Here is a 25468-nt window from a genome sequence, read left to right as displayed (position 1 = left end):
TTGACGGACTTTGACAAAGCTCCTGAATATTTGAAAATCCAAGCGGATTTTTAAGCAGCGGACGCGATTTTTGGTACTTGCAGGCGGGTTTTTCGATTCCAGGAAATCGGTGAAATCTGGGCAAAAATCGATGGTTTTTAGTGTAAAATCTCTTTTTTCTCCAAGCACTCGTGTCGCATCTCCGTATAACACTGGCTATAAGCAATTGCTTCGGAATTTTCTATCGAAAATTCCTATCTTTCTGCAAAGGTTTGTGACTAAGCGAAAATCCTAGCGGATTTTTACGCAAATGCGTATAGCCGAGAACCGTTACCCAACATTTAAAAAAAATGCGAACTGAAATTAAATATTTAGAATTGAAAAGCGGATTTTCCGATAATGGAAGTGCTTGGATTGGACTTGTTTCCTTCTCAAAAAGTGGAAAAACAATTTACTTTGACGGAAAAGCATTTCAAAGTCTGGACGGAACTGGAATTAGTGGAAATTATTTTGACGTGGAAAGCGGAAATGAATATTGGATTTCGGGAGTAAAGAAAGATATGTCCGACAGACACAAATTTGGCGGAGGAATTATCTACGTGGAGAAACGGATTTTAGGTGAGTATTTGAAAATTATAGGAAAGACAGAATTACCAAAAACCGTTTATGAATTGACCGAAGTGGATACAGAAAAACCTATTGAGCGGATTAATGAATTGGAGAATGAAAAATCGGAACCGACTGAATTTGGTGCGAATTTATACTTTAAACAACCAAACGAATTAAGCGATACCGAAATAGAACATCTGATTGCGGAATTAATTATAGACGAGAAAAATATTCAATATAATAAAGCCCGTAGAACCTATAAGAAGAAACGAATTGAGTTAGAGGCGGAACTTGAAAAACGCAGAATAAAAAACGTTGGGTAACACCGTGTCCTATGAAAAGCAATAATCCACTTTTCCAAAGTTAATATTTAAATTTTAATTAGTTCATAATGATGATTTTGAGGTGTTGAATAGTTGATAACTCCGATAGGATTATCCATTATTCAACACCATATAACTTGCTCCGCATCCTATATGTGGTCCATCTTAAATGGCCACCAGCATCTGTATGATTATAAGCTATAATAAGCCCGTTCACTTGCTATAAAATGTGATCCACTTCTTGAATTAAGGGTCACCTACGGTGTTTTGTGATCCGGGCTGTATCTACTTTTGGTTGAGCTTTGTTATCTAGTTTATGTTAAGCCACTACACCTATGACATAGGGTGTTTCTGTTTTAATTACCGCAAGGGTTCGACTCAATAGTTTCCTGGCCACCTTGACGATGATACTCTTTACGTTCTTTCCTTGGTGCTTGCGGTAATACTCCTGCATTACAGGGTCTGTCCTGATTGCCTGCCAGGAGGCCTCTATAAAATAGCTGCGTATCAAACGGTGCGCGCGAGGAGTTATACCGGTAGTACGTAAATTATCACCGCTCTGGTGTATTCCAGGAGCCAATCCCACATAGCCCGAGAGGTGTTTTAAATCCCGAAAACGACGAAGGTTTCCCAGCTCACATAAAATACCACAGGCAACTATACCACCAATGCCGGGTATACTGCGCAAAAGCATATAATCCGTCTTGTAATATACCTTGCAGAACCTGCGTAGGCCCGTTGAAACATCACGAACCTCCTGATCGATGAAACGAAACATACGCATACGGCTATCAAGGGTGGCACGCGCAGGGCTATAGGCAAACTCAAGGTTGTCCAACCAATCCCTAAAAGAATGGCTCCAATGACTGTTATCATATTCCTTGGGCAGGCTTACTCCCATATACAGCAGCTGTGATTTGATCAAACTCTTGATGCGGCGGTAATCCTTCACAAGATCATTGCGACGGCGAAAAAGACTGCGCAGTTGCTCCCGCTGAATATCTGGAACGTGAATACTATCTAAGCGACCGTCCTTAAGCTCTCTGGCTATCAACTGGGCATCTATGCGATCGGTCTTGGTATGACGCGCCTTGCCTGTTCTGTAAATGTCCGCAGGGTTAACCACAAGGGACTTCCAGCCATAACCCTCAAAACTACGGTGCGCATAATACCCGCAACATCCCGCTTCATAGGCCGTGGTAACCTTATAACCTGAATAGTGGCGTGAAACATAATCCCACAACTTATCTGGATCAGGATCCATAGAAAAAGTCTTCCCTACTGAAAGATCTGTAGCACAATGTATCTTCCAGCTACGCTTGTGAATGTCAATACCAATGTATAAATTCGGGCAAGCAGTGTGTTCTAATTCCATATCTTAAATTTTTAGAGAACTTTAAAGATAGTGGACACGCTGCTTTTACATAGATGCTATAAGCCATAGCTGAATCTGTGCCGACACCGAAAATTCCTGTGGAATTTTCTACTGTTAGTTTTCCTTTACAAAATTCCGGCAATCACACGCAACGGCTCATATGCAAACCGTTAAATACAAGAGCTTCATAAAGATTTAAGTTCGCTACCAATTTCTAAAATCTGGTATTTTAAGACAAAAAGTACTCAAAAACATCTCAAAATCGTACGTAATCAGACTGAAAACTGAATGGAAAATTGCCGATAAAAACCTGGCTTGTGGAGCAAAAAAAAGGCCAAATATAGTGGAAAATCAACACTGCAAATCGGATACCGCTAAAAAATAACTAGCTCGTAAATCAAACCGGAAACGGAACGGAAGATTGTGGAAAAATTTTGTAAACCAATCTGTACAAAAGCGATCTAATTAGTCAAAAAATCCACTGAAATTGACCCAAAATCGAAATTTAAAAGTTGCGCACAGCAAATGCAAAAATTCCGGAGTTGGGCAAGTGCTCCAGTATTTAACAATGAACTAAGCTAAAATCCAAGCTTTCTTCTACTTATTTTACCATGTAGTTAGCATCATAGCATAATCCGGATTTAGCTATTGCAAACGCTTGTTTTATCAGCTTGTTACAAACTGCAATCAAAGCCAATTTCTTACTCTTTCCCTTAGACACGATACGATCAAAAAGAGCTTTGCACTGCGCATTGTGAATGTAGGCGGTAAAACTGCACATAAATAGATGGTTACGCACAAGACCGTCGCCTGTTTTACTTATTCGCGACCTTCCCCGTATACTACTTCCAGAGCTACGTTCATTTGGTGCTAATCCCAGATAGGATGATACTTGTTTATAACTTAAAAAATCTTTGAAGTTAGCCGTACTAAGCATCAATAATACTGCTGTCTTTTTACCTATTCCTGGAATAGTCTGGAGTCTTGCGTATAAGGATGGCTCATTCGCTTTTATCAAAGCCTCAACCTCCTGTTCCAACAGCTGACGCTCTTTTTTAAGAGCTCGTAATTGACGCTTTATGGAAGTAATCATCTTGCCTTTAGTCTGCCCACGACTCTCAAATGCGTGCAACTTGTTCTTCAAGGCCGTAGATTGCTTCAAATACATTTGTATTAATGATAGCAATTCTCTGCCGCTCTCTATATACTCAGGGTCTGGTTCCCAATGCTCTAACTCCTGTTCACAGCTGTACCTGTAGATCATCAAAGCATCACTCTTATCGGTCTTTACGCGCTTGAGCTTCATCTGTATATACCTTTTGATAACCAAAGGATTTACAACACTTACACAAATACCCCTGCCATACAAAAACATAGCAAGCTGGTGATGATAACAGCCTGTCGCTTCCATAACACAATGAGAACTCTCCGGAATAGCCTTTAAAAAAACTTTAAAACCTTTCGTATCATTGGAATAACTACTGTGCCCAGTTTGGCTGCAATAAACATCAAAGCAGTCCTTTGAAATATCTATCCCAAAAAATAATGTACTTTTAATCATAGAATAATTAATTTAGAAAAGAACAAGCTACTTGATTTACAACATCCTAAAAACAAGCTCTAAAGGCCTAATGAACTAAAGGTAATTAAGTAGTAAAAGAGCAGGGATTTACATTGTTGACGGAATCTGAAGTTCCTACGGCTATACTAACCTTACTCTGCTCTTTTGTTCTTTTGAATTGATATTGAAATTTAATAGAAACAAACTTAGGATGGCTATAAGCCATAGCTCCTTCTCCCCCTTTTGGAAAATCCTGCGGATTTTCTCTCGCCAGTTTCTTTTTGCTATCTTAGTTTTCAAAACCACGCTACGGACACATAGCCTAAACCGTTACACGCAAGAGCTTCACAAAATTAAAGTTCGCTACTAACTTCAAAAATCTGGTTTTTTAACCCAAAAATCGCTCAAAAACATCTCAAAACTGTCTGGAAACGTTGTGGGAAATTGCGGATAAAAATCCCGCTTGCGAACCAGAAAAACGGCCAAAAACACCGAAAAACTGACTCAGCGGACCTGAAAATCAGAGCGGAAAAAGCGGATCAAAATGTTCAAAAACTACCGAAATAAGATCAAAAACCGGAAAATAAAGATAAAAACTGGAATCAATAAACTGACTAAACTCACAACGCAAAGAACCGGAGTTGGGCTGGTGCTCCAGCGTGTAACAAAGTATAAAAGCAATAACGGCGGATTTTCTGCCGAAAATCAGCGCGTTCCTGCTACTTTTCCGCAAAGCGGAAAATTTGTTGTATATTTTTTCCGTTAAAGCGTTTATACAAAGCCGTTAGCAAACATTTAACTCCTCAAAAATGTTTACAATTAACGAAACTTTTTATATCTTTGAATCGTATTTGATATTTATGTCCAAATAATGATAAAACGATTTGAAACAAGATTATTAGAAGAAGCATTTGAATTCATCCAAAAACAAAACCAGAAAACTAGAAACAAGATTTTTCAAAATATAAGAAGAGCCGAACAGCACTCTGACCCGAAATTCTTTAAAAAACTGACAAATGAAATTTGGGAATTCAGAACTTTATATTCAGGTATCCAATACAGACTTTTGGCTTTTTGGGATAAGGAAGATAAAAAGGAAACTCTTGTTTTTGCCACCCACGGAATAATCAAGAAAACCAGTAAAGTGGACAAAAAAGAAATAGAAAAAGCGGATAAGATCAGAATGACTTATCTAAAAAATAAAAACAGATGAAAAGTTACACTTTAGACGAAGCAGAAGACCTTTTAATCGGACAAAAGGGAACAAAAGAAAGAGAGGAATATGAGTTTGAGCTAAAACTGGAACTCATTGGAGATATGATTAAAACCGCCAGAAAAAAAAGAAACCTGACACAAGGTCAATTGGGCGAACTGGTTGGCGTAAAAAAAGCTCAAATATCAAGACTTGAAAACAGTACCGGAAACGTCACTTTTGAAACTGTAATGCGGATTTTTAATGCTTTGGGAGCAAAATTGAACTTAAATCTTCAACTCTAAAAAAACGTTTGCTAACAAAGTATAAAAGCAATAACGGCGGATTTTCTGCCGAAAATCAGCGCGTTCCTGCTACTTTTCCGCAAAGCGGAAAATTTGTTGTATATTTTTTCCGTTAAAGCGTTTATACGAGACCGTTGTAACACATTTGTCCAAATCAACAAAATGAAGAAACATAAATTAAACATTCTGACTTTTTTACTTTTAATTCCAATTTTTGCCGTTGGACAGATACCAAAAGAACACTTTTTAGACGCTGACGATTCGGCCGAAAAAGGATATAAATTAAAACCGTTCAAACAAAAAAAAGAAGGAATATATCATAACGCAATTCTGACTGAATTACCCTTCGAGAATGACTGCTCAAAAGGATTATCTGAAAAGCAACAAATTAAGTGTTCGGAAAAAAATCTGAATAGATTGATAAGCGAAAAATTAACTTCCGAAATTGAATTTAAAGGGAGCGTTTATATTTATCTGACTGTAACTGAAAATGCAGAAATTCCGGAGTTGGGCAAGTGCTCCAGTATTTAACACTGGCTATAAGCCATAGCTTCTTCCCTACCCTTTTGGAAAATCCTGCGGATTTTCTCTCGCCAGTTTCTTTTTGCTATCTTAGTTTACAAAACCGCGCTACGGACACATAGCCTAACCCGTTGTGCTTAATGCGGGACTAACGTTAAAAAATTTAAAAGTGAAAGATTTTAATGGAACTTGGTTAATGATAAAGACAGCAGACGATTATTGTCAGCCAGAATTTATTGAATTTAAAAATGACCAAATTATTCATTTTGATTTGGAACAGGAAAAGGAAAATGAACTGTTAAAAAAGGAAAGAGACTGGAAGGAAAAATTATCTGAGTCTAAATATGAGTTTGTAAATAACAATCGGATAAGGATATACAGAATGGGAGAAACTCTTAGGATCATCAGCGATACAAAATCTATAACAGAGGATACCGAATTTGCTACAGACTATGAAAAAATCATTCCCACAAAAACAGAGTTAACTACACAACAAATAGAAAAACTCGAATTTAGAGCTCAATGGAATGATGAAAAAATTCAAATAGTATTTAATAAAATTTTAGATAGTCCAATCATAAAGAAGATTAACAAACAGCTCAATAGAGAGGGACAAAAATTAGTGCTAGAAAAACTACAAGGAACATATTTTGCTTCGATTTATTATAATGGAAAAAGAAGTACGCTTATCGGAATTAAAGAAATTGACAAGGAAAAAGCAATTCTTTTTGGTTTCCCAGAAACACCATTCGAAGTAATAGCAGTATGAGTAAAAACACTAAGCACAACAAAGAACTGAGTTAAAAACCAACTTCTTTTAAGCCCATTTTGATTTATAATTTTCATCATAGATCAGGCCCGATTTGGCAATCGCAAAGGCCTGTTTCAATAGCTTGTTGGCCACAGCAATTAATGCCAGTTTTTTACTTTTCCCCTTAGCAACAATACGCTCATAAAGTTCCTTACAGCCCTTGTTGTGCTTACATGCTGAAAACGCACATAGAAACAGCAGGTTGCGCAGTTTTTTATTACCTATTTTACTGATGCGGCTCTTCCCCCTCACACTACTGCCTGAAACGCGGATCGTTGGGGTTATACCCACATAACTACAGAGTTGACCAGCGGTTTCAAATTTGCTAAAACCATCTGTAATTACGATTAAAAACAAAGCGGTTTTAGTTCCAAATCCAGGAATACTCTTTAGATGGGTCAACTGCTGCTGTTGGTCCTGTCTGACCAGCTCCAACAAGCTCGCCTCCAATAGCCCTACCTCCTTATTCAGATGCTGCAGACTACGCTTTAAAGAGTGATAAACCACTTTAGAGGGTTTGCCCAAGGCCTCTTCCCCATGCAACTTGTTCTTGAGGGCTGTACGTTGTTTGAGGTAATTATCCAATAAGCGAAAGAGTTGCAGACATACGGCCTGCCCCTCGCTAAGAGCAGTATAGAGAGGAACTGCATTGACAAGCGCATACTCACAGATTGCTTTTGCATCACTCTTATCGGTCTTGATCTTAGATAGTCGCATTTGAATAAAACGCTTTACCTGTAAAGGGTTAACCACTGATACCGGTACTCCCTGTTTGAAAAGGTATTGCGCTAACCGGTAGTGATAATATCCTGTAGATTCCATAACCACAAGCTCTCCACAATCAAGCTGCTTGAGAAAGGCCTTAAATCCTGCAGGACTATTGCTAAATTGATGATAACTTCCACGGTCATCAACCACATCAAAGACATCTTTGCTGATGTCTACTCCATAAATTTTGCTATATTTAGTCATAACAACTAGAATGAGGAAAGAACAATCTACTGGCGTTTCAACAACTTAAAATCGAGATCTAAAGTCTCATAGAACTGAACGAAATGGAAGTAGAAAAGAGCGGGGATTATCAATGTTGACGAAGTAAAATCTTCAATGCATAACATGACTTTAATCCGCTCTTTGGTTCTTTCTGATTATACCTATAAGTTAGATAATTCAAACTTAAAATGTATAACAGAAATGGTGGCTAAGAGACAATTATAAAAACCGCTGTTTACTAGCTAAAATCAAGTAAAAACTCCGAAAAATCGGTAATTTAACTCCACCACTTCGGTTATACGAAACCGTTAGCAACAAGCTAAAAAATCACGCATAGAAATTGAAATATATAGTATCAATATTTATTACGCTTATAATGCTATCGTGTGAAAGTATCAAAACCGAATCTGAATCGGAATACCAAAATTGCATTAACACTAAAACATTTGAAAGAGGGATATTTTACCCTATAAACACATCGGAATCAGAAATTGCAAAATCGGTTAATGTATTCGATTCAATTAAAAAATTTGAGGAATATTTAAAAAACAGAAAATCACTTTCTGACTTTAGTAAAAAAGGTTATTTATCTTTAATATCACAAATTGACCAAACTGACTTTCTAAAAGAAGAATTTTCAAAATTTAACTCTGACAATTATTTCATAGAGAACAATTTAATGACTTCATTGTTTTTTGAAGAGTTATTTTATGATTGTGCTATAAGTTCATTCAAAAACCAAAATCACTATGACTTTATTTTAAAAACAAAGGACAAGGTTCAACTAAATTCCTATCCAGACAAGAAAATATTGACTGAATTAATTAATAAAGTAGATTTTCAAAGTGAAACACAAAGATTAATAATCACTTATCTAATTTACTCTAACTTATATTGGAAATATCAAATGGAATAAAAGCCAGTTGCTAACAATGCATAACAGAAATGGTGGTTAAGAGACAATTCCAAAAACCGCTGTTTAATAGCAAAAATCGGAGGAAAACATCTAAAAAATGGCAATTATCTCCACAACTACCCTTACATATAAAAATTCTGCAACATTTACTCAATAAATACGACATCCTTTCGATTCGAGATTTTAATCTGACAAATAGCCCATCACATAATACTATCATTCACCCACTAGCCAAAAAAGTAAAGATTTTCATATCTTTAATAACTAATAAAATGGTGGTAAAAAAAACAATAAAAGAGCACAGATTGACTAGGCATCTATCCCAGCAGGAACTATCTGCCCGCTCGGGAGTGTCTATTAGAACCATCCAAAGATTAGAGAATAATGATACTAACGGCAGTCCCTTTGTAATAAAATCACTTTGCAAAGCCTTGGACATTCCCTTAGATAGTTTTAAAAACACACATACACAGATTGATGACAAGTCCCTAACTTCAACAAAACAACTCAAATACATTAATTTTAGTTCGCTGCTTGCCTTATTTATTCCATTTTCCAATTTAATTGTTCCTGCCATTCTATATTTTTCGTTTAGAAAGTTCTTGTTTGGTGAAATTGACAAAGAAGCGGCATTAAAAATTATTAGCTTCCAAATTATCTGGTCTGCATTTACTTTAGTATTAATTGTTTTTATTCCACTTTTCGTCCAACTTGTTTTTGGCACAAGTGAGATAATGGATGTACCTATATTTATCTGGGTCTATTTATTATTTCTTTCTCTGCTTCTTGTAATTACATTGAGTACGGCGGCCAGGTTGAACCAATCAAAAGACATAATCTCTTTTTCTCCCAACCTTCTCTAATCTGAGTGAGGAACTAGATGATTTTAAAGCAAATGTCATAAAAATGGCACATTTCTGTCACCATGTGGCGCATCCCAATACCATAGGTTTGCATACTCATCAATCAAATCTATCAACATGACATTCAAATCATTTTCCATCGCAATCATCTTTCTATTTTTGCCTCTTTTTACAGTAGCACAACTTTCTGATTCTATCGTTTCACAATTAAAATTGGGAGTTGAGGGATTTAAAGGCAGATACCATTCACCAAGCATTGTAGTAGCCATTGTACACAAGAACGACATTATTTTTAGTGAGGCCCTTGGCTATGAGGATATGGAAAATCAAATACCTGCCACAATAGACTCAAAATATCCAATACTCTCCATTACAAAGATGTTTACCGCCACCATGTACATGCAACTGGTACAAAATGGAAACGTAGAATTAGATGACGATATAAAAGAGTACATATCTGAATATTCAGGCGAAATTCCATCTTCAAAAAAAAGTGGGACAACCTTATTACAATTAGCAACACACACCTCGGGTCTCCCACGAAATTCTCCTGCCGATATCGAATTTACAAAACAAATCGACCACTGGATGTTAGCAAAACAAGATTACGATACCATAATATCTGCCACAAAAGAAGAGGTACTCAAATCTCTAAAGTACTTACAAACGGAATACCCACCCTATCAACTTCTGAGAGCTGGCGACCGTCACTATTCCAATCTGGGCTATTCATTGCTTGGGATTAGTTTAGAGCGCGCCTCAAGAACGGATTATAAAAACTACATCCTGTCAAATATTTGCGAGCCTTTAATGATGAACAATACCGGGGTGGGCACAAGCACTATGGAAAATAATCGTCTGGCCAAAGGCTATTATTTTGACAACACCAAACAAGATTTTGTTAAAACACCCATCTATCAACCAAATGCCATTCTGTACGCCGGAGGAATGTACTCTACAGCTACGGATTTGATTAAATTCATCAGTTTCCAGTTTGATGACAAAGCCTACGATCACATTTTGGATAGCAGATACAAAAGGATGATGCAAAATTTTGGTATTGGGTGGAAACGTTCCTACCCATTTTTATTACACGAAGGTTCTATGTTAGGTTTCAGAAGTCAGATAACGTTCAACCCCGAACTGCAAATTGGCTGGGTGATTCTTACCAATACCACCAACTTTGATTTCGGCCAAATCAATGATTACATAAGTAGGCTCATTGTACCTCAATATACAGAAAAACCCGTCACGGAATTAAGCAGCTATGTTGGGACCTACAGCCTAAAGGGCGGATATGATAGCCTCAAAATCTATTTGAAAGAGGGCAAGCTTTATTCCACGTACTTAAACGGGGCGCTACAGGATTTACCTTTAACCATGGTAGGAAACAATAGATTTCAAGCTCAGGGTAATGATTCATATAAAATAGAATATCAATTTATGGCAAACGAACAATCGCATATTGCCATTTTGAATTTTGGACAATTGATGTGGGTCAAAGAATAACTAAGTACAGAAAATTTCTCCACTCTAAATTTGGCTATAGCCGTTAACATAATTTTTTCATGTTTTTTTCTATATGCCCAAGAAAAAAGTATCACAACCATTGAAGGAACAAAATTCCCTTAGATTCATTGGAAAGATTTATTGTAAATCAAATGGATTCCCTTCATATTCCGGCACTTTCCATAGCCATCATAACCATCGGAACATTGCCTACTATCACAACTTCCAGTTCAAAAATATCGCCATTGCTAGTTCAGAACTTATTTGGAAAACCTCCATCAGGTTTTCTTGCAGAGTTTTGTACTTTTAATTGTACATGTTTAACACGAATCAACTCATATACTAGGAACCTTGTGCGCAAGCGGAACAGGATACTGCAACAGGGAATAAAAAAAGTAAATGAAATATATACTTCTTTCTACATTTTTTTTGTGCATAGGATACTGTTCTGCGCAAGTTAATAAGAGCGACAAACAAAGGCTCATTATCACTACTGATCTTGGTGGTACAGACCCCGATGATACCCAGTCCATGATTCATCTTTTGGTCAGTTCCAATGCAATAGACATTGAAGGGCTGGTAAGCACGCAAGTTTGGATGGACGACCCTGACAAGACAAGTAAGATAATTGAGGTCATAAACTGGTATCAAGATGTCTTGCCTCGCTTGAAAAAGCATGCGGAAGGTTATCCGGAGGCAGACTATTTGAGGTCAATCACCAAGCAAGGGCAGGCAAAATCCAATATGTCTGGTGTAGGAGTAGGCAAAGACTCGCCAGGGTCAGAACTTATTATTTCGGCAGTAGACAAGAAAGGAGACAATCGCCCGGTATGGATTGCCGGATGGGGCGGTATGAATACTGTGGCACAAGCCCTCTGGAAAGTGAAGAATACGCGAAGTAAAAAAGCAGTAAGTGCCTTTATCAATAAAATACGACTCTATGACGTGCTTGGGCAAGATGATGCCGGTGCTTGGATTGCGAAAAATTTTCCTGACATTTTATATATCCGCAACAAAAAAATCTATGGTTGGGCGCCATCTGACGATTGGATCAAGAACAACGTGCAGAACCGCATACCTTTAGGTAGCCATTATCCTAATAGAGTTTGGGCAACAGAAGGCGACACTCCTGCTTTTCTTTATGTGTATGTCAACGGTTTAAATGTACCGGAACACATTGACTATGGTGGCTGGGGTGGGAGATTCTCCACAAAGAAAGCAAGTGGAATACGCGGCATGGATTTAATTGTTAAGAGTGGCAAAGATGAAACCCAATATGACCCTTATTACATGTACGGCAGTTCAAAAGAAGGTATTGAAGCCATTAACAAATGGAAACAACATATTCTTAATGATTTTGCAGCTCGTATGTTGTGGACTACTACTAAAGAATATTCAGCAGTAAACCATCATCCGTTAGCCATTGTAGATGGTGATAGTTCTTTAAAATGTATATATAAAAAAGCTAAAGCTGGAAATTTCTTGAGATTTGATGCCTCTGAATCCAGGGATCCTGATGGCAATCAATTGGATTATAAATGGTTCATTTATGATGAACCAAGTACATACAAAGGCGAAATAAGGATAGAAAAGAGTTCTTCATCTGAATGCAACGTACTCATACCTTCTGATGCCTCAGGCAAGACAATACATCTTATATTAGAAATAACCGACAAGGGTATTCCCGCCTTGACTGGGTACAAGCGAATTGTAATAACTGTGGACAAAGAAGAATAGCTAAATGCCAGCACATAATAACGATTATCACATAAATGCGAATCTGACAAAGGTGCAATTATCTTCAACTTATCAAGGTGCTGTATTAGCGGACACCGTTACCGATTTATCTGCACACTTGAGTTAACTGTTACGTCCAATCGTTTCCAAATTCTAACGCAAACATTTTGAGCAATATTTGACAAAATTTTACACCGTTCCTGTATATTTTAAACAAAGCTGAATTTTGATCTAGCGGACCCGATTTTTGATACTTGCAGGCGGATTTTTCGATTGGAAAAAACGGCTTAAACCAGTTCAAAAACAGGAGATTTCAGGTCAAAATCAGCTTCTTTTTAGCAGAAATTAAATTGATTCAATATACATATCTCATAATGGTATCAAACTTTAGCATTAGAAGAGAACAGCTACGTTGTAGCATTATTAGTTATTTTTATATAATCTTCTCAAGAAATCCGGTTACTTAATAGTTCTAAACCATTGCTCTTGATAAGAATAATAAATTCCATTATCAATTAAATGGGTGAATGTCTATTTTAAGTTGGCATTATGAAAAGAGAGACTAAAGGTGGTTCCTACATTTGGTTTGCTGCTCACTTTTACCTTTGCATCATGCTCTTCAAGAATAGTTTTTACCGAACTCAATCCTATCCCCACTCCCTCTGCTTTACTTGTGTAAAAGGCTTCAAACAGACGGTCTATCTGCTCAGGTGTCATGCCATAACCATTATCACTAATATTAAGAATAAATTCATCTTCTTTCTCTACCACACTAACGTTAATGGTACCTTCATCAGGTACGGTAGCTTCACTGGCGTTTACTATAATATTAAGCAGGGCGATCTGCAACTTATTCTTATCGGCAAGAATAGTATAAGGTCCTGTGTAGTTTTTGATAACCCTGATGCCTGAAAGATAGATACGGTCTCTGGCTTTCTCCAGAGTTTGATCAATGATCTTAGCCAGATTAGTTTCCTTTAAAACAGCGGGTGCATAATTAGACGAATGAAGCAGATTGTTTACCAGGGTATTTAGTGTTTTGGTGCTACGGGCAAGAATCTGAAGGTACTTTTCAACATTTTCTAAGCCATTATTTTCCAGTTTCTTTTCTAAAACCTCTGTCGCCATACCAATACTCGCCAGCGGATTACGCAACTCATGAGCAAGAGTAAGCGCTACATCACCCTGTATGGATAGTTTTTCTGCCTTGAGCAATGCTTTTTGAGTTTCTTTCTGCTTATTTATATTACGTACAAGCAGCACGTATTCATCAACCCATTGCTCATCCCTGCGATGAAAGATTTTTCCTCGAACGCTATGCCACTCCCATGTGTTTTCTTTTAATTTTAAACGCAGATCTATATCAAATATATCATCTTCTGAAGCTTTGATTAGTTTTTTATGCAGATCAAGTATCTTTTCCCGATCTCTGGGATGTATATAAGGAATGATCTCCAGCACCGGCATACCTACCACTCTCTCGCGTGTTATTCCTGCTTCTGGTATAATATCTTTATTGATATATTTTACCGTATTGGTATTTAGGTTTATGATTACAATAGTTTCGGGTGAAGTGCGTACCAGTTGTTGTTTGAAGCGTATGGTATCTTCCAGCTCCTGTGCTTTCAGTTTACGTTCTGTAATATCTTCTATTGCAGCTATGAGAAGTCCGTTCTGCGGCTTTATAGTAAGCCTAAACCAAATGGTATTTTCATTTTGTGTAAAACAGATCTCTTTGTCTATAGAATTTCCTGTTTTAGCAACAGTACGCAGCGCTTCAAAAATGGAATTTTTCTCACTATTTTCAGAGATTTCCATATAATTTTTCCCCAGTGGATCCTTATTCGTATAATACGCCTGGAGAACTTTATTGATACGGATGAATTTAAAATCTACAACCTCTCCTTTACCATCATATACCGCTTTTAGTACAGCAACAGCCAGATTTGTGGTATCAAAAACGGTTTGCAGCAATTCTGAGTTTTCCTGTATTTCTTTCTGATCTTCTTTTGCCTTTTGCTCCAGTTTCCTTTTTGCCTTCAGCAGTTTTTCTTCGGCTGTTTTGCGTTCTGTAATGTTACGAAAGAGTACGGCAACACGGCCGCTATATGAAGTTTCAATCTTAAAAGCATACAGATCAAGCCAGCTGCTTTCTATCTTTTCTGCCATGTGCTGAAAGCGTATAGACTTCCCCGTTTTTGCGACTCTGCCATACGTGGTAAACCAATGCTCTTCATGATCCGGAATTATTTCACGCATGGTACGGCCGGTTACTTTCTTCAGATTTATCTGTTTTTCAAAAGCAGGATTTGTTTTCAGAAATAAATAATCAATAGGTTTGCCTTGTGAATTAAAGATCATTTCGATAATACAAAAGGCCTCATCCATAGCATGTAACAACTCGTGATAAGCATTTTGCTGCAAATTCAGCTCTTCTCCATCTTCATTCCACTTATTAATCGCGTCATCATTGGCGGGTAACATCAGAGCTGTCGTGAGAATAAGCTGTCCACCTGCATCTTCAGGCTCCCACTGGTATAAGCGGTTTGTAAAAAGAAATTTGCGCCAGCCTTCTTTCTTGGTTTTTAGCCGCAGTATGATCGATTTTTCCTCATAGGGATCGAGTAAACCGCATGTATCAAGATGATCCTGATATTTTGGATAATCCTGAGGATGCATGCATTCTTTAAGTAAATTAAATTCATGTGTGCGAAAAGAATCAGGTTCAACACCACATAAATAATTAATGATATTATTTATAAAATAAACTTCCCGAGTATAAAGATGCGTCAAAATTACTAGTAGCGAAGAGCTATCAAATTCACTTTCAGAAAGTAAAAGCTGTTCTGAAACATCAAATGTATCTGTTAAATTTAGTTTTTTTTTCATGAGACTAGCATATGATGCTTTCTAAAGTTGTAAGAAAAATCTAAAATAGTAATAAAAACATAAAAGAATTAAATTTTTTACTTCCTGCGAGCGTGTATTATTAGTTTTTAAAGCGTTCCAGATGTTTCATCACTCCGTTATTTGTCGGAGAAGGCCGGTGGGATTTAGATTTGTAGGTTCGCAGAAAATGTTCAAAATCCAGAATAAACCCATAATTGATCTGTTTTAGATAGATATCAGTTAATTTCATCTGAATACCTAAGAATTCATAGAGGTAGTTTTCAGTAGTGCGATAGTTCTTCATCGTTCCTGGCTTTAATACCGCTTGCATATTCAATGTATGGTAGTCAGGAATATCTGAAAGCTTTTGAGAGTTATCATCAACCCTCAAATACCTTCCCTTTATTGCACTTGTTTTCATCCTGCAATTGGCGGAAGGACTCATAGACTTGATAAATCCTGTCGATTTGTTGACCTGAATACTTTCCGCACTACTTCCCCGTAGGCGACTCTTACGTTCATCCCATAAGGCTAAGGTAATCCTGCGTTGCAGACTGAGTTCAATACGCTCACTATTTAAAGTGATCCTGGCATAAAGAGGTGCCTTACCACTTTTAGCCTTGTTGGATTTTGGAAAAATAGTAATCCCAAAGGTCACCGGATTTTTCATAATTCTTCGTTTTCAAATTAACACAATGCGTGAAAACGAAAGTCAAATCAGCGTTTGGGCGATATCAGGCCCTTTTTTTAGAGGTCACCGAATCGGAAACATATTATATGATATTATATCAAATTCTATTAATTTCCCTAAAAACAAAAAACCCTGCAGATCTTATAATCTACAGGGTTTAAACATCACCTTAAAGTGATTCGTCGGGGTGGCAGAACTAACTTGCCACTAGACAATATTTTAATAACCAGACACTTATGTTATTTCAATAAAACGAGGTAACCGAATAGGTAACCTTTGCCTCGATTTTATTCGTGGAAACAAAGATATATGAATATCTTAAACTAAAAAACAATAAATACCTTCAAATTTTATTTGCTGTCTATTTTTGTGTATGCTAATCTCTTAGCATCTGAATACCTCTGGTATAATTATGAAAAAACTAAAAGCCTGGGCAAAAAAACTAAAGCAGCAACTAGTTATGCTGCACTTGGCATCCAGGGATAAACGAACACCCTGGTATGCAAATGCGATGATTTTTTTGATTATCGCCTACGCATTGAGCCCCATAGATTTAATACCCGATTTTATCCCGGTAATCGGGTATCTGGACGATCTTATCCTATTGCCCATCGGCATTTATTTCGCCATAAGTCTTATTCCCGAAGCTGTAAAAGCGGAGTGTCTTAGAAAGGCAAAGGATTATAACTGGAACAAAAGAAAAAGCTGGTTAATCGGGGGAATTATCATACTTTTTTGGTCGCTCATTGTTTTTTGGATATCTCACAATTATTTCAATTTTTGAAATAGCTGATGTAACAAAAAAACTGTCCACTGACCTTTGCACACCCTGTGCATCACAATTTTGTTATCTTTGCAACGTGAAATTATTAACATTCATATTTGGTCTGTACATTTTAACGCTCAACGCGTTGCCTTGTACTGATGTTAGTGCGGATGTGGTTTCCGATAATTCTCAAACTGAGGTAGTTGCTGCTTCAAATTTGGATCATAACCATAGCCTTTCAGATACTTGCCCCCCTTTCTGTACCTGCCATTGCTGTCACGTGCATACGGTTGAATTTTCTTCAGCGAATTTTAAGCTAATTAATTCAGAAATATCTTCTAAGGTTTTCCTTCATTTTGATAGTTTGGGCGAAGAACCTATTTCGTCCCTTTTAGATCCTCCAAGAGTTTAATTCAGTTTTTATAGGATAGCTATATCCTTTTTCGACAGGTCAAGATTCTTTTGGCCACTCTTTTACATTCCAAAAACTGAATTAAATCCTTAACTTTTATGATCAATAAAATCATCGCTTTTTCCATTCGGAACAAGCTTATCGTGGGACTGATGGTACTCGCACTCGTGGGAGTGGGCGTCTATTCAATGTCCACCATTAACCTGGGCGCACAGCCCGATATTACCAATAACCAGGTACAGGTTATCACACAATCGCCCAACTTGGCCACCGAAGACATCGAGCAATTTGTAACCTATCCCGTAGAGTTGGCGATGGCCAACCTACCGGGCGTTAATGAAATACGCTCTGTCTCCCGTTTTGGACTTTCGGTGGTGACCATTGTATTTAAGGACGATATGGGTACCTATCTGCCCCGCCAACTGGTCTCTGAAAAACTCAACGAAGTCAAATCCGAGATCCCCGAACAGTTCGGTAGCCCCGGAATGGGGCCGATCACTACCGGACTGGGGGAAATCTATCAATATACCCTTAAAGCCAAAGAAGGCTACGAGGACAAATATTCCCCTACCGAGTTGCGGACCATACAGGACTGGATCGTAAAACGCCAATTGGCCCTAACGGAAGGTGTTGTGGAAGTCAATGCCTTTGGCGGAAAGATCAAGCAATATGAAATAGCTATCGATCCCGCCAAATTGAACGCGATGGATGTAACAATGACAGAAGTCTTTGATGCCCTACAGGAAAACAATGTGAATACCGGGGGCGCTTACATCGAAAAGAACAAAATGGCCAATTTCATCCGTGGGGAAGGTTTGGCACGTTCGCTGGACGACATCCGCCAGATCGTGATCAAAAACGAAAATGGCCTGCCCATTTTAGTGAAAGACGTTGCCGAAAAAGTACATTTTGGGAGCCAGGTGCGCTACGGTGCCTTTACCCAGGATGGCCACGAAGCCGTTGGCGGGGTGATTTTAATGCTACGGGGCGATAATCCAAATGCAGTGGTAAACACCGTTAAACAACGAATAAAAGAAGTGCAAAAATCGCTACCGGAAGGACTCAAGATCGTTCCCTTTTTAGATCGAAGTGAACTCATAGGAAGGACTACGGCAACTATTGAAAAAAATCTTGTGGAAGGCGCTTTGATCGTCATTTTTGTACTAGTCTTTTTATTGGGAAGTTTCCGTGGAGGCTTGGTTACCGCTTCGCTAATACCTCTCTCGCTCTTGTTCGCCTTTATTTTGATGAAAGCTTTTGGGGTCTGGGCCAACCTGATGTCCCTCGGGGCGATCGACTTCGGTATCATTGTCGATGGTGCCGTGATCATTGTAGAGGGAACGGTACACGAGATTGAAAAACGGATCAAGGCCGGGAAACAGAAATTTGACCAGCCACAAATGGACGAAGTGGTCTATGACGCAAGTAGTACCGTAATGAATTCAGCCTTTTTTGGGCAGATCATTATCCTAATCGTATTTACCCCCATTTTATTCCTGACCGGGGTCGAAGGCAAGATGTTCCGCCCTATGGCCTTTACTTTTGGCTTTGCCGTGCTCGGCGCGATTATCCTTTGCCTTACGTATGTTCCGATGATCACATCGCTTACGATGAAGCCGGCCACTAAAAAGAAAAACTGGTTCCATAAAGTGGAAGATAAAATCTCGGGCTTCAGTAACGGGATGATGACGCGAATCAACAACGGTTATCGGCCTGTTATCCTAAAATCCTTGAACCACCGCATTATAATTTTAGTGGTTGCGGTCCTATTGTTGGGAGGTGCCGGATTTACCTTCAGCAGAATGGGCGGGGAATTTATACCGAGCATCGATGAAGGGGATATCGCGATGCAGGCGCTTTTTAGGCCCGGAAGTGCATTAAGTGAATCGATTGAAACCTCAAAGAAAATTGAAAATATTATTCTTGACAACTTCCCCGAAGTGGAAACAATGATAGCTAAAATTGGGGTCGCTGATATCCCCACCGACCCGATGCCGATGGATATTGCGGACACCTACATTATTTTGGACAAGAACAAGGATAATTGGACTTCGGCGGAAACAAAAGAGGAATTGATAGAAAAAATCAAAGAAAAATTATCGGTCGTTCCCGGGGTCAACTTCGTTTTTAGTCAGCCCGTGGAACTGCGTTTCAACGAACTGCTTACGGGTGTTCGGGAAGATGTGGCCATCAAATTATACGGTGAAGATCTGGATGTTTTAACTGAAAAGGCCGCACAAATGGCCAATATCATCAAAACGGTTCCCGGTGCGGGTGATGTAAACCTGGAGGCCACCTCGGGACTGCCGCAGATGACGGTTCGTTTTAACCGAAGAAAAGTAGCCCAATATGGTTTGAATATCCAAAAACTCAACCAATATGTAAGTACCGCTTTTGCGGGAAGTTCCGCAGGGGTCATCTTTGAGGGCGAAAAGCGCTTTGATATGGTGGTGCGTTTGGATGAGGAACATCGCCAAAGCATCGATAATCTAAAAAACCTCTTGATCGACCTGCCCGGCGGAAACCAGATCCCCATAAAAGAGGTGGCCGATATCAGTTACCGGCCAGGCCCGATGCAGATTTCCCGGGACAATACCTCCCGAAGGATTTACGTAGGGGTGAACGTACGGGGCCGGGATGTAGAATCAATGGTGCACGATATCCAGACAAAAATGGATGAGCAATTAGACCTGCCGCCCGGCTACCATATTGAATACGGCGGTGCTTTTGAAAACCTGCAACGGGCGAAAGACCGTTTAATGATCGTAGTGCCCATCGCCCTGGCACTTATTTTCCTATTGCTCTATTTTGCGCTGGGCTCTTTCTCACAATCCATTATGATCTATATGGCCGTGCCTCTAGCAGCAATTGGGGGGATTTTCGCGCTTGCCATACGTGGGATGCCCTTTAGTATCTCCGCGGGAGTTGGTTTTATCGTACTCTTCGGGGTAGCGGTACTGAACGGGCTGGTGCTCATCAGTAGGTTGAATTCATTAAAAGAAGAAGGGGTTATGGACATACAGGAACGTATTTTAATAGGGACACAGGAACGGATCCGTCCCATTTTATTGACGGCTTTGGCCGCGATAATGGGCTTTTTCCCGATGGCACTTTCCCACGGGGCGGGTGCTTCGGTACAGCGGCCTTTGGCCACGGTGGTCATTGGCGGATTGATAACCGCAACCTTGCTTACGCTGATCGTTGTGCCCATTTTGTACAGTTTTGTGGAAAAAACGGGAAAAAACAACAACGGAAAATCGGGTAAAGTTGCCATAAACCCTGCCCTGATCGCCGTTTTATTGGGTCTTGGATCAATGGCCATCCCGGCAAGTGCAAGTGCGCAAACGCTGGATAGCCCCCAGCAAAATGCGCCCCGACAGGACAGCCTGAAAGTTGAACAAGGGTTTACCCCAATTTCTTTACAGGACGCAGTAGAAAGGGCCCAAGCGAACTATCCCAAATTGAAAGCGGCCCAACTGGAAGTCGAGAACCAGGAGGCCCTGAAAAAAACCGCCTGGGATCTTGGGACCACCCAAATTTTTACCGGTGGCGAAGAACTGCCGGACAATGGTACAAGCGATGAAGGTATCTATCAAACCATTGGCGTCCAGCAGCAGAATATCGATGTGTTCAGTATCGGTGCCAAAAATAGGGTGCAAAATGAGAAAATTGCCCTAAGTGAAACGGCACTCGATCTAACCTCCCTTCAAGTGGAACGGGAAGTGAGCAAGGCCTGGGGTGATGCCTACACTTCCAAACGGAAGTACCAATTGTATGTGGAACTCGATTCCATTTTTAGCGATTTTGAACGGGCGGCGCGTATCCGTTATGAGACCGAGGCTTCCTCGAAGCTGGAATATTTGGCCGCCACCAATCAGGCCCGGCAGGTAAGCCTTCAGAAAATGCAGGTATATCGGGATTATCTGGGCAACCTGCAGAGACTGAACCTTTGGCTGGTAAGCGATACGCCCTATACCGTTGCGGATGCAGGTGTAGATGAAATGGACACGCCCATACTACAGCGCAAGGATTCGATTGTGAGCCACCCGATGCTGCAATATTATGAGCGGCAGATCGAGGTGGCCGATGCCGAGCGTAATCTCAGCACCAAAGCGTTTTTCCCAAAGTTCAACGCACAATATGGGCGGCAGAAAATTGCGGGACAGAACGGATTTTTCAACTTTCAGGTTGGGATTTCCATTCCGCTCTTTTTCGGCCCTGAACTGGGGCAGGTGCAATCGGCCAAAATACAAACCCAGATTGCGGAGCAGAATTTTAAGGAAAAACAGCTTCAGGTCAATTCAAAATATCAGGACCTGCAACAGGACTATCTAAAATGGCTGGAGTCTTGGCAGTATTATGAACAGGAAGCCCTTCCGCTTGCCAAAGAGCAACGGGACGGGGCGGTTTTTGCCTATAAAGAGGGGGGTATCGATTATACCACCTTTCTGCAAACGGTACGCGACGCCATAGGCATCCAGAGCAAGTCCTGGGACGCACTTAACAATTATCTGAGATCAAAATACGAACTGGAATTTTTCCTCAATTCCGCTAAACAATAAAGACAGAAACTATGAATTTCAATATAAAATCGATTTTTTACGCAGCCCTGATCCTATTCAGTTTAAGTTCCTGTAAACAGGAAAAAACCGCTGAAAGCGGGCAAGAAGACCACAACGAAACAGCTTCTGCCGAAAATGGTGGCGAGCATCAGGAAGAAAGCGCAGGCTTGGAAGGTAAAAAACTGCACCTGTCCCAACAAAAGTTTGAAGCGATGGGATTGAAGGTGGACAGCCTGCCCACCAAAAGCCTGACAGGACTTGTGGAGGCGAATGGCCAACTGGAAGTGCCCCCGCAAAATGAAGCTGCCGTTACCGCCATTATTGGGGCCAACGTGACGAGCATAAAGGTCATCGAGGGCGATAAGGTAAGCAAAGGGAGCATTCTGGGATATTTGAGCCATCCCGATCTTATCAAATTGCAGACCGATTATTCCAATGCCTATAACCGGATGAACTTTTTAAATAAGGAATATGACCGTCAAAAACGCTTGTACGATGCCGAAGTGGCTTCCGGAAGAAAATTTCAGGAAACCGAATCGGAATACAACAGTATGAAGGGGATGGTCAAGGGACTGGAATCCCAATTACGCTTATTTGGGGTTAGTCTGGACCGCATTAGGAACGGGAATGTATATAGCCAAGTTCCCGTGGTAAGCCCAATCAACGGTTATGTGGAAAAAGTGAATATCAAGGTAGGGCAGTTTGTACAACAACAGACCGAAATGTTCGAGATCGTGAATACCGAACATATCCACGCCGACCTTATGGTATATGAAAAGGACGTCAGCAAGGTTAAAGAGGGACAGACGGTGGAATTTAATATCGAATCCCTTCCCGAATCCGATCTGAGTGCAAAAATTTATTCAGTAGGGAAAACATTCGAACAGAACCCCAAAGCGGTTCACGTACACGCCGAAATCGAGAACAAACAAGGCAATCTGTTTCCGGGGATGTACCTTACGGGTAAGATAGCCGCTTCCGAAAACAAGGTGACCGCGCTCCCCGAAGAGGCGATCATTACCGAGGATGGCGAGCCATACATTTTTACAGCCAAAAAAATGAACGAAGGTGGCGAGGAAGAATGGACGTTGAGCCCTTTAAAAGTCGTAACCGGTCAGGCAGATGATGGCTGGATGGAGATCAAATTGCTACAGCCGCTGGAAAAAGGGCAAATGGTAGTTTGGAACAAGGCCTATTACCTGATCTCGGAAATGAAGAAAGGCGAAACAGGTCACGACGATTAAATTTGATATTTTATAGCCGGGCTTGCCAAATACTGTTTGTCAAGTGGTTAGTAAAGAGTTTGGTAAGTCCGGTTTTTTAATACATTTGATAGTATAACCGATAAAATTTAAAAAAATGAAAGAAATAAAAGCATTTATAAAGCCCAACAGGGTACAAAAAACAATTGAGGCATTAAGTGATGCCGGATTTAAAAGTATGACCCTATCCCAGGGCGAAGGTACGGGCAAATTCAAGGCTAAAGGAGCTTCCCCATCTTTGGATTTTCATATTACCGATAGCCCGGTGGTCAAACTGGAACTGGTGTGCCAAAACGAAGAAGCGAAAAGTGCCATTGATATTATCTTAGAAAACGGGAAAACGCCGACCCCTGGTGACGGGATTATCTATCTGAGTAATGTAGAGGACGCCTTTCAAATCAAAACGGGAAAATCGATAAAGCAACCCCAGAAATAAAACCCATCTAAGATGAGCGACATTGAAAAACTTCTAAGTAGTCATAAGGTACGTCCCACGGCGATGCGCATCTTGATATACAGGTTTATGGATAAAATGGAAAGGGCCGTAACGCTGACCGAGATTGTGAACGCTTTTGTAAAAGCTGATCGTGCCACATTGTCCCGTACCATTAAAACCTTTGAAACCAACGGAATTGTGCATCAAATAGACGATGGCACCGGCATACCCAAATATGCCCTCTGTGAAAGCGGGTGCAATTGTGAAGTAGATCAGGATCTGCATATTCATTTTCATTGTACCAACTGTGATGAGACGATTTGTTTGACCGATCATAAAATACCCCACATTAACCTGCCGGAAGGATATATGGCCGAAAATGTCAATTTGGTTGTTAAAGGCATATGCGAAAAATGTAGTGCCGTTTAATTTTCAACGATGAACAAAGCCGAAAAAATACTCAAAAGTAAAGGGATTAGGCCCACGGAAATGAGGTTAGCTATTTATAAATACCTCAATAGAAAGTTTTATGCCGTAACCCTGAAAGAAATAGAAACGGCTTTTATCAAAAAAAGTGATAACAATAAAACTGCGGATAGAACAACAATTTATAGAACCCTAAAACTATTTCAAGAGAAGGGCGTAGTACATCAAATAGATGTGGGAACAGCAATCGCCAAATATGCGGTCTCCAATGAAGAAGGTTTGGATTTGCACCTACATTTTCATTGTACCCATTGTGGCAACACATTCTGTTTGCCCGATAAAGTAAACCCAGATAGCTTGCCTGATAAGTACGGAATAAACGATGTGAATTTGGTTTTAAAAGGCGTATGTACAAAATGTAAAAAAAGCGGAAGCCTTTAAAGATAGGATCGGTGAATCAGATCAAAAAAACAAGTAGGATGATACACATTATAAATTTGAAAAACGAAAAGAATATTTTGTTAGAAATTAATCAGGTATAAACAAGAAACCGGTGGAAAATTATTCAAACATTTTGATTTATGGTGCTATTGCCCCAATTGCGCTATTGGTGGGTGGAATCGTTTCCATTTTAAAAAAGCCAAACGCCCAGGTGCGGAGTGCTATCCTGCATTTTGCCGCCGGAGTGATTTTCTCGGTTGTTTCAGTTGAAATTCTTCCAGAAATTATGAAGAAGCACGACGTACCGGAAATTGCCATCGGTTTTGGGGCAGGTGTACTTTTAATGCTGGGGATACGGTACTTTTTAGAACCCAAAAAAGGGCAAAAGAACAAAACCGGGTTTCCCACAGCTTTTGTACTGATAATCGCAATTGACTTGTTGATCGACGGGGTGCTTATGGGCATTGGCTTTGTGGCCAATCAAGAGACCGGGATTTTTTTAGCGGTGGCAATTTCTGTGGAATTGCTTTCATTGGGAATGGCCACCTCAATCACTTTGGGAAACGCTAATATCAACAGCAAAAAAACAATAGTTACCATACTTGGGCTATCTATTCTGGTTTTTGGAAGCACGCTATTGAGTGCTGCCCTATTGGCGGGAGTTTCGGCAGGTTTTCTGGAAATAATTTTGGCCTTTGGATTGGCGGCCTTATTGTATCTAGTTACAGAAGAATTGTTGGTAGAAGCGCACGAAGGTAGGCAAACCATTTGGTTGACCGCTGCTTTCTTCGGAGGCTTCTTGTTGTTTATGCTACTTCCGGGAGGTTGATGAAATACCTCACGAAGGCCTCCCTAATGAATATGAAGTAGCTAATATAAATCTGGTTT

23 protein-coding genes are annotated in these 25468 nt (G+C 39.8%); 18 read left to right on the top strand and 5 right to left on the bottom strand.

Annotated elements, in window-relative coordinates:
* The first annotated feature begins 329 nt into the window (after positions 1–329).
* Positions 330–911, top strand: a complete 582-nt coding sequence (locus ACH3O9_RS14720; protein ID WP_416441750.1) for a hypothetical protein — start codon at positions 330–332, stop codon at positions 909–911.
* A gap of 319 nt (positions 912–1230) precedes the next feature.
* Here the strand turns inward: ACH3O9_RS14720 and ACH3O9_RS14715 are convergent, their stop codons facing one another.
* Together ACH3O9_RS14715 and ACH3O9_RS14710 are read right to left on the bottom strand one after the other, a co-directional pair.
* The gene (locus ACH3O9_RS14715; protein WP_416440323.1) at positions 1231–2286 is read right to left on the bottom strand and encodes an IS110 family transposase; all 1056 of its coding nucleotides are present in this window, start codon (positions 2284–2286) and stop codon (positions 1231–1233) included.
* A 601-nt stretch (positions 2287–2887) separates the two neighbouring features.
* A complete protein-coding gene (locus ACH3O9_RS14710; RefSeq protein ID WP_416441748.1) occupies positions 2888–3847 on the bottom strand; it encodes an IS110 family transposase in 960 nt (319 codons plus the stop codon).
* Between the two features lie 544 nt (positions 3848–4391).
* Here ACH3O9_RS14710 and ACH3O9_RS14705 point away from each other — a divergent pair.
* The 5 genes from ACH3O9_RS14705 (at position 4392) to ACH3O9_RS14685 (ending at position 6635) form a co-directional block, all read left to right on the top strand.
* Positions 4392–4613, top strand: coding sequence for a hypothetical protein (locus ACH3O9_RS14705; protein WP_416441746.1), 222 nt, complete (start codon positions 4392–4394; stop codon positions 4611–4613).
* Between the two features lie 105 nt (positions 4614–4718).
* Complete coding sequence (locus tag ACH3O9_RS14700) at positions 4719–5060, top strand: type II toxin-antitoxin system RelE/ParE family toxin (RefSeq protein ID WP_416441744.1); 342 nt, start codon at positions 4719–4721, stop codon at positions 5058–5060.
* Positions 5057–5344, top strand: a complete 288-nt coding sequence (locus tag ACH3O9_RS14695) for a helix-turn-helix domain-containing protein (RefSeq protein WP_416441742.1) — start codon at positions 5057–5059, stop codon at positions 5342–5344. The genes ACH3O9_RS14700 and ACH3O9_RS14695 overlap by 4 nt, the downstream gene beginning before the upstream one ends.
* A gap of 162 nt (positions 5345–5506) precedes the next feature.
* A complete protein-coding gene (locus ACH3O9_RS14690) occupies positions 5507–5875 on the top strand; it encodes a hypothetical protein (protein WP_416441740.1) in 369 nt (122 codons plus the stop codon).
* Between the two features lie 160 nt (positions 5876–6035).
* Complete coding sequence (locus tag ACH3O9_RS14685; RefSeq protein ID WP_416441738.1) at positions 6036–6635, top strand: hypothetical protein; 600 nt, start codon at positions 6036–6038, stop codon at positions 6633–6635.
* 48 nt (positions 6636–6683) lie between these two features.
* On the opposite strand, the gene ACH3O9_RS14680 is transcribed toward ACH3O9_RS14685, so the two are convergent.
* On the bottom strand, positions 6684–7649 hold the full coding sequence (locus tag ACH3O9_RS14680) for an IS110 family transposase (RefSeq protein ID WP_416441736.1): 966 nt from the start codon (positions 7647–7649) through the stop codon (positions 6684–6686).
* A gap of 361 nt (positions 7650–8010) precedes the next feature.
* Here ACH3O9_RS14680 and ACH3O9_RS14675 point away from each other — a divergent pair, with 361 nt between their 5' ends.
* The 4 genes from ACH3O9_RS14675 to ACH3O9_RS14660 all read left to right on the top strand — a co-directional run bounded on the left by ACH3O9_RS14675 (position 8011) and on the right by ACH3O9_RS14660 (position 12695).
* Positions 8011–8586: a hypothetical protein gene (locus ACH3O9_RS14675; RefSeq protein ID WP_416441734.1), complete on the top strand. Its 576-nt coding sequence runs from the start codon at positions 8011–8013 to the stop codon at positions 8584–8586.
* Positions 8587–8615: 29 nt separating this feature from the next.
* Positions 8616–9449 (top strand): helix-turn-helix domain-containing protein, encoded by an 834-nt coding sequence (locus ACH3O9_RS14670; protein ID WP_416441732.1) that lies wholly within the window; start codon positions 8616–8618, stop codon positions 9447–9449.
* 117 nt (positions 9450–9566) lie between these two features.
* Positions 9567–10958: a serine hydrolase domain-containing protein gene (locus ACH3O9_RS14665; protein WP_416441730.1), complete on the top strand. Its 1392-nt coding sequence runs from the start codon at positions 9567–9569 to the stop codon at positions 10956–10958.
* Positions 10959–11357: 399 nt separating this feature from the next.
* Positions 11358–12695, top strand: coding sequence for a DUF1593 domain-containing protein (locus ACH3O9_RS14660; RefSeq protein ID WP_416441728.1), 1338 nt, complete (start codon positions 11358–11360; stop codon positions 12693–12695).
* Positions 12696–13226: 531 nt separating this feature from the next.
* Here the strand turns inward: ACH3O9_RS14660 and ACH3O9_RS14655 are convergent.
* Both ACH3O9_RS14655 and ACH3O9_RS14650 read right to left on the bottom strand, forming a co-directional pair.
* On the bottom strand, positions 13227–15584 hold the full coding sequence (locus ACH3O9_RS14655; protein ID WP_416441726.1) for an ATP-binding protein: 2358 nt from the start codon (positions 15582–15584) through the stop codon (positions 13227–13229).
* Positions 15585–15684: 100 nt separating this feature from the next.
* Positions 15685–16254, bottom strand: coding sequence for a phage integrase SAM-like domain and Arm DNA-binding domain-containing protein (locus ACH3O9_RS14650; protein WP_416441724.1), 570 nt, complete (start codon positions 16252–16254; stop codon positions 15685–15687).
* A 433-nt stretch (positions 16255–16687) separates the two neighbouring features.
* Here ACH3O9_RS14650 and ACH3O9_RS14645 point away from each other — a divergent pair, with 433 nt between their 5' ends.
* The 8 genes from ACH3O9_RS14645 to ACH3O9_RS14610 all read left to right on the top strand — a co-directional run bounded on the left by ACH3O9_RS14645 (position 16688) and on the right by ACH3O9_RS14610 (position 25409).
* Positions 16688–17059, top strand: coding sequence for a YkvA family protein (locus ACH3O9_RS14645; protein WP_416441722.1), 372 nt, complete (start codon positions 16688–16690; stop codon positions 17057–17059).
* 76 nt (positions 17060–17135) lie between these two features.
* Positions 17136–17453, top strand: a complete 318-nt coding sequence (locus ACH3O9_RS14640) for a DUF6660 family protein (RefSeq protein ID WP_416441720.1) — start codon at positions 17136–17138, stop codon at positions 17451–17453.
* Between the two features lie 98 nt (positions 17454–17551).
* Complete coding sequence (locus ACH3O9_RS14635; protein WP_416441718.1) at positions 17552–22015, top strand: CusA/CzcA family heavy metal efflux RND transporter; 4464 nt, start codon at positions 17552–17554, stop codon at positions 22013–22015.
* Between the two features lie 11 nt (positions 22016–22026).
* Positions 22027–23259 (top strand): efflux RND transporter periplasmic adaptor subunit, encoded by a 1233-nt coding sequence (locus ACH3O9_RS14630; protein WP_416441716.1) that lies wholly within the window; start codon positions 22027–22029, stop codon positions 23257–23259.
* 115 nt (positions 23260–23374) lie between these two features.
* Entirely contained in the window at positions 23375–23713 is a 339-nt protein-coding gene (locus ACH3O9_RS14625) for a P-II family nitrogen regulator (protein WP_416441714.1), read from the top strand.
* Between the two features lie 12 nt (positions 23714–23725).
* Positions 23726–24142: a Fur family transcriptional regulator gene (locus ACH3O9_RS14620; protein WP_416441712.1), complete on the top strand. Its 417-nt coding sequence runs from the start codon at positions 23726–23728 to the stop codon at positions 24140–24142.
* Positions 24143–24151: 9 nt separating this feature from the next.
* A complete protein-coding gene (locus ACH3O9_RS14615) occupies positions 24152–24580 on the top strand; it encodes a Fur family transcriptional regulator (RefSeq protein WP_416441710.1) in 429 nt (142 codons plus the stop codon).
* A 112-nt stretch (positions 24581–24692) separates the two neighbouring features.
* Positions 24693–25409: a ZIP family metal transporter gene (locus ACH3O9_RS14610; protein ID WP_416441708.1), complete on the top strand. Its 717-nt coding sequence runs from the start codon at positions 24693–24695 to the stop codon at positions 25407–25409.
* The last annotated feature ends 59 nt before the right edge of the window (positions 25410–25468 follow it).

The organism is Leeuwenhoekiella sp. A16, assembly GCF_047946675.1.
In the GTDB taxonomy this organism is placed as follows: domain Bacteria; phylum Bacteroidota; class Bacteroidia; order Flavobacteriales; family Flavobacteriaceae; genus Leeuwenhoekiella.
This window is presented reverse-complemented; position numbering and strand designations above follow the sequence as displayed.